This is a genomic window from Streptomyces sp. NPDC033174, assembly GCF_055577795.1.
This window is the reverse complement of the sequence record NZ_JBVIPQ010000005.1, coordinates 647,107-654,700: the sequence shown is the minus strand read 5'-3', so window position 1 is coordinate 654,700 and position 7,594 is coordinate 647,107. Positions and strand designations below refer to the sequence as shown.

7 protein-coding genes are annotated in these 7,594 nt (G+C 68.6%); 3 read left to right on the top strand and 4 right to left on the bottom strand.

All coding sequences use genetic code 11. The features are described 5' to 3' along the window. The first annotated feature begins 368 nt into the window (after positions 1-368). Positions 369-980, top strand: a complete 612-nt coding sequence (locus ACZ5VC_RS19820; RefSeq protein WP_469121309.1) for a hypothetical protein — start codon at positions 369-371, stop codon at positions 978-980. Between the two features lie 30 nt (positions 981-1,010). Beyond that, complete coding sequence (locus ACZ5VC_RS19815) at positions 1,011-1,946, top strand: hypothetical protein (RefSeq protein WP_469121308.1); 936 nt, start codon at positions 1,011-1,013, stop codon at positions 1,944-1,946. A 42-nt stretch (positions 1,947-1,988) separates the two neighbouring features. Here the strand turns inward: ACZ5VC_RS19815 and ACZ5VC_RS19810 are convergent, their stop codons facing one another. The 3 genes from ACZ5VC_RS19810 to ACZ5VC_RS19800 all read right to left on the bottom strand — a co-directional run bounded on the left by ACZ5VC_RS19810 (position 1,989) and on the right by ACZ5VC_RS19800 (position 4,436). Beyond that, on the bottom strand, positions 1,989-3,032 hold the full coding sequence (locus ACZ5VC_RS19810) for a ferritin-like domain-containing protein (protein ID WP_469121335.1): 1,044 nt from the start codon (positions 3,030-3,032) through the stop codon (positions 1,989-1,991). Between the two features lie 345 nt (positions 3,033-3,377). Continuing rightward, on the bottom strand, positions 3,378-3,833 hold the full coding sequence (locus ACZ5VC_RS19805; protein ID WP_469121307.1) for a hypothetical protein: 456 nt from the start codon (positions 3,831-3,833) through the stop codon (positions 3,378-3,380). 123 nt (positions 3,834-3,956) lie between these two features. Then, positions 3,957-4,436, bottom strand: coding sequence for a macro domain-containing protein (locus tag ACZ5VC_RS19800; protein ID WP_469121306.1), 480 nt, complete (start codon positions 4,434-4,436; stop codon positions 3,957-3,959). A gap of 160 nt (positions 4,437-4,596) precedes the next feature. On the opposite strand from ACZ5VC_RS19800, the gene ACZ5VC_RS19795 reads away from it, so the two are divergent. Next, the gene (locus ACZ5VC_RS19795; RefSeq protein WP_469121305.1) at positions 4,597-5,337 is read left to right on the top strand and encodes a MerR family transcriptional regulator; all 741 of its coding nucleotides are present in this window, start codon (positions 4,597-4,599) and stop codon (positions 5,335-5,337) included. A gap of 59 nt (positions 5,338-5,396) precedes the next feature. Here the strand turns inward: ACZ5VC_RS19795 and ACZ5VC_RS19790 are convergent, their stop codons facing one another. Beyond that, positions 5,397-7,574: a 3-hydroxyacyl-CoA dehydrogenase NAD-binding domain-containing protein gene (locus ACZ5VC_RS19790; protein WP_469121304.1), complete on the bottom strand. Its 2,178-nt coding sequence runs from the start codon at positions 7,572-7,574 to the stop codon at positions 5,397-5,399. Positions 7,575-7,594: the final 20 nt, after the last annotated feature.

Here is a 7,594-nt window from a genome sequence, read left to right as displayed (position 1 = left end):
GCGTGGTGTGTTCCTAGACAGCTCCACCACACCGGAGGTCTTCGCCATGATCAAGACCCGCGAGTGTCAACAACCCTCGTGATCAATACAGCTAGGGAGTGTCCGCAAGGCGCCGAGATGCCCTTGTAGCGGAGCTGCTTGAGCATTTCGGCAACGCAGCGAGCGTGCGTGCGGGACGTCGCGGGCCGGGCGAGACTTGGCGGACACGACCTGGGGGCTCTACCCCTGTACGGAGCAATCAACAAGCCCCCGTGAAGTACCCGTGTCATATTCGACTCGGTGGAACCGCCCGGCGAAATGGCGTGAACCGCGGCCGCCGGAGATCGCACGGAACCCCCGTTTCCGGCAACGACGAGAAGGGCTTCGCGATGGAAGAGCACAAGGAATACTCTCCGCCCAAGCGGCTTCCTCCGGTCGCGGCCACGACGGTCCATGCCACCTTTACGCTGGGCGAGGGGCGCGGATTCCAGTTCGTGGAGTTCGAACCCGGGATGACGGGGGTCATTCAGTCCGGCCGGGTACTGGCGGACACCCCCATGGAACAGGAACAAGGGGGAAAACCGCCTGAAGTGGGCCAGGACCGCGCGGGAGAAGGCCGCCAGCTCGTAACGAGGGACGCCGGCGAACAATCCTGGTTCAAGCAGACCTTCTGCAATGGCGCTCAAAGTTGTGTGCAGGGCTGGGACTGGGCGATCGCGACGTCCAAATGGAAACTGGGCAGCGGCACCGGGATCTCCATGGTGGGCAGCGAAGGAAGCGCAAACGCGAAGTTCGCCGCGTACTACTGGAAATGTGCGTGCACCACGCCTTTCTGTCTCGGCGGGCCGACCTGTCTCTGGATCGAATTCTGGGAGGGCTTGGTCCTGCCGGGGCACTGGCTTTCGATGGATGTCACGGGAGGCAACCATTACATCCAATGGACGCTGAACGGCGCCGGCGCCGACACACAGGTGAGTCTTGCGGCCCGCTACGGCTCATGAGCCGGAACAAAGAGAAAGAACCACGACACCATGACCGATACGCAGAAGTATGCCGAGCCGGACACATCGGCGACGGACTTTCAGATCTCCTTTCGCGACGATGTGGCTCCGGCCGACCGGCGGAACGCGGAGCAATCGGTCGCGGCACTCGTCGAGCGTTCCGTGGCGGCAGTCGCACGTGAACGCGCCGCGGAAGCCGATGAGGCGGAGCAGACGGCTTCACTCGACGCACCCTTCGTCAAGCTGATCGAAGGAGACCCCGTCGCCGTCAAGGCGCTCGAGAATCTTCGCACCCGGCAACTCGTGCGATCCGAGGCGACGGAAGCGCTCGACGGGAACGGTGCATCCGCCTCGGCCTTCGACTCAGAGCCTCTCGCACTGCAAGGGGCAGGCCTGCGCTCCCTGGGGTTCGTACCGCCGTACGACTTCAGCTGGTCCTGGCACGACGGGAACGGCCACCCGCCGTTCAACCGGATCCTCGACCGGTCGACCGGCGGGGTCGGTCTGGACGCCCGATCGGGGTCACTCACCGGCGGCGCGTCCGGGTTCGTCAATGCGCACGCCGGTTTCGGGGTGTTCCTCAGATCCGACACCACGGGGCAGAGGTTCCCGCACGCCGTCCTCAATCCTGGTCGGTTCAGCCATGTGATGAAAGCGGTCGGGGTGGGCAGTAACGCCACGTCCGAGGGCGGGTTCGAGCTCACCGTGTTCGAGGATGGGCGATTGCTGGCCGCCGCCAGCCGCAAACTGTGGCGCGCGCGGATCAGCGCGGGTGAATCCTCGTCCGGAGGGGAGGGGCCACACGTCATCACCGGGCCCGAACTCGAGTTCACGATTCGGCCGGGCCATGAGTACACGTTCAACGCGGGCATCTGGGCGTACACCGATCGATCCACCGGCATCGGTGCGGCGGCGGCGCAGTCCCTGATGCAGGGCGTGGTGACCAGAATGTGGGTCTTCGGTTGAACGGAGCCGGCGGCCTTGCCGGCGGCCGACCGGGCATCGCCGTCAGGCGTCGGTGTAGCGGAACTCCGGGCCGTAGGTCTTCCCGCTGCCGTCGGGCAGCGGACGTTCCATCAGAGTCCGCGCCGGCTCTTCGAGGAGACGCATCCGCCCGACGGCCTTGGTCAGCAGTTCCCTCGCCTTGGCCGGCAGATCCGTCTGCCAGGCCGCTTCGAGGAACCGCAGCATCTCGCTGTACGCGTGGTTGACGGCGTCGAGCTGCTTCCTGGTCTCCGGAGCCACGGATCCCCAGCCGCCCTCGGGGACGGTTCCCATCCGGAAGGCCGGAGGCATCGGGATCTCGTCACCCGTGAACTGCCACCGGTCCGGGTTCTGGGAGGTCCGGACCAGCCTGCGGCCGTGGTAGAGCTCGCGGAAGACGTAGAAGTGGGCCAGTTCACCACTCTCATCGGGGTGCGGGTTCACCGGCGACGCCGAGGTCCCCTCGCCCTGTTCCTTGATGATGGCGACGACCTTCTCGACGTCGGCGAGCGAGGCGACGGCGACGAGGTTGTTGCCCTGCCCGTGGTGGGACATGTCCCGGATCAGCTGACGTCTCCCGGTGATCAGCTCCGGCCGGCGGCGGAACACCTCCAGGATCGCGGAGTAGAAGGCGCCGATGGAGGTGTGCTCCAGGCCTTCGGCTACCGGATCGTCCGGCTCCTCGATGCGGGAGTAGAGCTCGAGCGACTCCTTCGAGAATCCGCTCAGGAACACCGTCAGTCCGGGGCGTACGCCACCGGGCAACGGGCCCGGGTACTTGGGCACGGCCCTCTCGTCGGCGAGCCGGGGGTCTCCGCCGACGGTGGTGAGCAGGTTTCCGACGAGGCCCAGATGGCTCATCTCGTCGAAGACGATCCGCTGGATGGCGGTGGTCACCTCGTGGTCCTGGTCCTCGATGGACCACATCGCGCACAAGTAGGGGGGCAGCGTGGCAAGTTCGAGCATGAGGGCCTGCTGCAGCGATTCCTTCAACCAGTCGGCGTCCCGGCGCTCGGGGGGCGCCTCCATCAGCTCGACGATTCTGTTGCTGCGGTAGTCGAGAAGCATGGTCACGGCAAGTCCCCTTCCTGACGTCTGCCCGTGCCGTCGCGCCGGGCCGTCGCGTTCGGCGGCCCGGGCTCGGCGATTCGACGGCGTTCGCGTGCCATGGGTGCACCGCGCCGCCGTCGCTCGAAAGGTGTCGGGCCGGCGCCCTCTCAACGTACTGCCGGTGAGGGGCAGCCCATGTGCGGCGTCGTGTGCCTCGGCGAACGCTCGCGCCGCCTCCGCGGCTCCTGGAGATCCTGATCGCAGGAAGGGGCAGGCTTCCTCTCCAGTGAAGCCCCGATCGACCGCTGCCGCACCTTGTGCTGTCGCCGGCGCAGCAGGCGGCTCGGCAGGGCGGGAGCCCGGCTAGTAGCCGGCCGTGGCGACGCCGTAGGCGTAGAGGCCGACGAGTGCGACGACGCAGCCGATCACGAGCCACGACCCCAGGCCGGTGTGCCTGCCCTTGCCGCGCACCGGCCGCGCGGACCTCTGGCGCTTCTTCGCCCCGGGTCCCGGCGTGCGCGGCTCCGCGTCGGCGGCGGCGTCGGCGAGCAGGCGCCGGCAGATCGCGGCGAGTTCGTTCGTCCCGGCGGAGAGACTCACGATCATCTCCGAGCGCGCCGGGGCGGTGGTCCCTCCCTCGAGGATGCGTCCGGCGCGGACCAGGGCCTCGTCGCGGCCCCCCGTGGGCGCGAGGCTGATCCAGCGCTGGACGTGCTCACCGCGTATCACCACACCCCCGCCGCGCTCCCGGTACACGGTGTGTTCCCGCCACAAAACATCGGCCAACTCGGCGGCTCTCTCCCGGAGTTGTGCGTACATGCCCCTCCCCTTCACAGCGTCCGGATTCGAACAAGCACATGACTGTAGCGGCAGTCACAGGGCTGCGGGATCGCGGGGCCCGGAAGGAGGGGCGCCCGCAGCCGTGGAAGCCAACACGGTCCGCTAGTCCGTGTAGTCGTACACCGTCACCGATATCCCCCGCGCCACCAGCCGTTCGGTCACCAACGGCTCGACCCGCGACCACTTCCCCCCGGCCAGCCCGCAGCCGATGCGCGGCATGTGCACCGAGGCACCGAGCTCGGCGGCCTTGCCGGCGAGTGACGCGAGGGCGGTGTCGATCGCTTCGTACCGCACGGGAACCCCCTTGCTGCCCGTGCGCGTTCCCCGCTGGCCCACCATGTTGGCCACCCACACGTACTGCCCCGCCTGGACGTACTGAACGGCACCGAGACCGAAGTCGTTCGCGGCCCGCTCCCGGTGCCAGCGTCGGTAGGCCTTCTCCGGCTCCGGCCAGCGACGGGAGAGGGCCAGGACGAATCCCTTGCCCCAGCCGCCCAGGTCGTTGCAGACATGCGCGATGATCTTGACGCCCTTGCCCACCGGCGCGGTGGCGTCCCCCTGTACGTACACGATCCCCGTCATGCGAACTACCGTACGACCCACCACTGACATCCGCGCCGAGGCGAGCCGTCCCGCCCGCCATGGTCGAGAACTTTCACAACAATGGTGAGACAGCAATACTGTTCTACTGGATCCCCCACGGCAGCAGAGCGAGCAGAGCGACAGGAAGCGAGCCACCGACATGGCGACCGAGACAGCCGAGCCGGCGGAGCGGACGCTCACCGTCGACGAACTGGCCGCCCGCGCCGGGGTGACCGTGCGGACCGTCCGCTTCTACAGCACCCGTGGCCTGCTTCCTCCCCCGGTGATCGGGCCGCGCCGCGTGGGCCACTACGGCCCCGAGCACCTCTCCCGGCTGGCCCTGATCGAGGAGCTCCAGCACCAGGGCATGACCCTCGCCGCGATCGAACGGTATCTGGAGCAGCTCCCGCCCGATCTCAGCGCCCACGACCTGGCCATCCACCGCGCGCTCGTCGCCTCCTGGGCACCCGAGTCGGCCGAGGAGATCACCGGCAAGGAACTGGAACGCCGGGCGGGGCGGCCCCTCGCCGAGGAGGACGTCGACCGGCTGGCCGCCATGGGGGTCCTGGACCGGGGGCCGGATCCGGAGGTGTTCCGGCTCGACGGCACGCTGCTGCGGCTCGGGGTCGAGCTGCTCGACGTGCCGATCGCCCACGAGACGATCCTCGCCTCCCGTACGGTCCTGCTGGAGCACGCCCGGGCCGCCGCGCAAGAATTGTCGCGGCTCTTCCGGGACGAGGTGTGGAACCCGTACCGGGAGCGCGAGTCGGACCCGGATCATGTCGCGGCAATGAAGTCGCTCTCGGCACACATGCAGCCGATGGTGATCCAGGCCCTGGTCACGGCGTTCCAGCGGTCTCTGCGGGAGGAGCTGCGGGCCGCGTTCGGCCAGGAGGACTGAACGCGGCCCGCGAGCCGGGCAAGGCCTCACGCGTCGGTGAGGACCCGCCCCGGCGGTCCTCACGCGTCGGTGAAGACCTCGCCCCGCTCGGCCTTCTCCACCAGCAGCGCGGGCGGCGTGAACCGCTCCCCGTACGTCTGGGCGAGCTCACGCGCCCGCGCGACGAAGCCGGGCAGCCCGCCCTCGTAGCCGTTGATGTACTGCAGCACACCACCGGTCCAGGCCGGGAAGCCGATGCCCATGATCGAACCGATGTTGGCGTCGGCGACCGAGGTCAGGACGTTCTCCTCCAGGCAGCGGACCGTGTCCAGCGCCTCCGAGAAGAGCATCCGCTCCTTCATGTCCTCGAACGGGATCGCGACGTCGGCCTTGGTGAAGTGCTCCCGCAGCCCCGGCCACAGTCGGGTCCGCCTGCCGTCCTCGCCGTACTCGTAGAAGCCGCCTCCGCCGCTGCGGCCCGTCCGCCCGAACTCGTCGACCATCCGGTCGATGATCACGTCCGACGGGTGCCCGGCCCAGGTGCCGCCGGCCTCCTCGACCGCCCGCTTCGTCTCGTTGCGGATCTTCCTCGGCAGCGTCAGGGTCAGTTCGTCCATCAGCGAGAGGACCTTCGCCGGGTAGCCGGCCTGCGCCGCCGCCTGCTCGACGGACGCAGGGTCGGCGCCCTCGCCGACCATGGCGACGCCCTCGTTGATGAACTGCCCGATGACACGCGAGGTGAAGAAGCCGCGCGAGTCGTTGACGACGATCGGGGTCTTGTTGATCTGGCGGACCAGGTCGAAGGCGCGGGCCAGGGCCTCGTCGCCGGTGTGCTCGCCCTTGATGATCTCGACGAGCGGCATCTTGTCGACCGGCGAGAAGAAGTGCAGCCCGATGAAGTCGACGGGCCGCGAGACACCCTCCGCCAGCACGGAGATCGGCAGGGTGGAGGTGTTGGAGCAGAGCAGCGCGTCCGGCGCGACGATCTCCTCGATCTCCTGGAACACCTTGTGCTTGAGCGCGGTGTCCTCGAAGACGGCCTCGATGACCGCGTCGCAGCCCGCGAGGTCGGCCGGGTCGGCGGTCGGGGTGATACGGGCGAGCAGCTCGTCGCGCTTCGCCTCGGTGGTACGGCCCCGGGAGAGCGCCTTGGCGAGGATCTTCTCGGAGTACTCCTTGCCGCGCTCGGCGGCCTCGGCGGAGACGTCCTTGAGGACGACGTCGATGCCGGCCCGGGCGCAGGAGTACGCGATGCCGGCGCCCATCATGCCCGCGCCGAGGACGGCGACCTTGCGGACCGGACGCGGCTCGATGCCCTGGGGCCGGTTGGCACCGGAGTTGACGGCCTGGAGGTCGAAGAAGAACGCCTGGATCATGTTCTTCGCGGTCTGGCCGGTGACCAGCTCGGTGAAGTACCGGGCCTCGATGGTCAGCGCGGTCTCGAAGTCGACCTGGGAGCCCTCGACGGCCGCGGCGAGGATGTTGCGCGGGGCCGGGTACGGCGCGCCGTTCAGCTGCTTCTTCAGGTTGGCCGGGAATGCTGGCAGGTTGGCGGCGAACCGCGGGTTGGACGGGGTGCCGCCGGGGATCTTGTAGCCCTTGACGTCCCAGGGCTGCTGCGACTCGGGGTTGGCGTCGATGAAGGCGCGCGCCTTGGCGAGCATCTCCTCGGGGGTCGCGGCGATCTCGTGGACGAGGCCGTTCTCGAGCGCCCGCTGCGGGGAGTACTGCGTGCCCTGGAGGAGCACCTTGAGCAGCGCGTCGGCGATGCCCATCAGCCGTACGGTACGGGTCACTCCGCCGCCGGCCGGGAGCAGGCCGAGGGTGACCTCGGGGAGGCCGATCTTGGAGCCGGGCGCGTCGAGCGCGACCCGGTGGTGGCTGGCGAGCGCGATCTCGTAACCGCCGCCGAGGGCCGCGCCGTTGATGGCCGCCACGACCGGCTTGCCGAGGGTCTCGATGCGGCGCAGGGAGTTCTTGATGGCCGTACCGGTGTCGAAGGCGAGCTGGGCGTCCTCGGGGCGGAGCCGGATCATGTCCTTGAGGTCGCCGCCCGCGAAGAAGGTCTTCTTGGCGGAGGTGTAGATGATGCCGCGGATCGAGTCCTTCTCGGCCTCGGCGCGGTCGGCGATCGCCGCGATGGAGTCCTTGAACGCCTGGTTCATGGTGTTCGCGGACTGGTTGGGGTCGTCGAGGACGAGGGTGACGATCCCGGTCTCGTCCTGTTCCCAGCGGATGGTCGTGCTCGTGACTGACATTGCTGCTTCTCCGTAAAGAG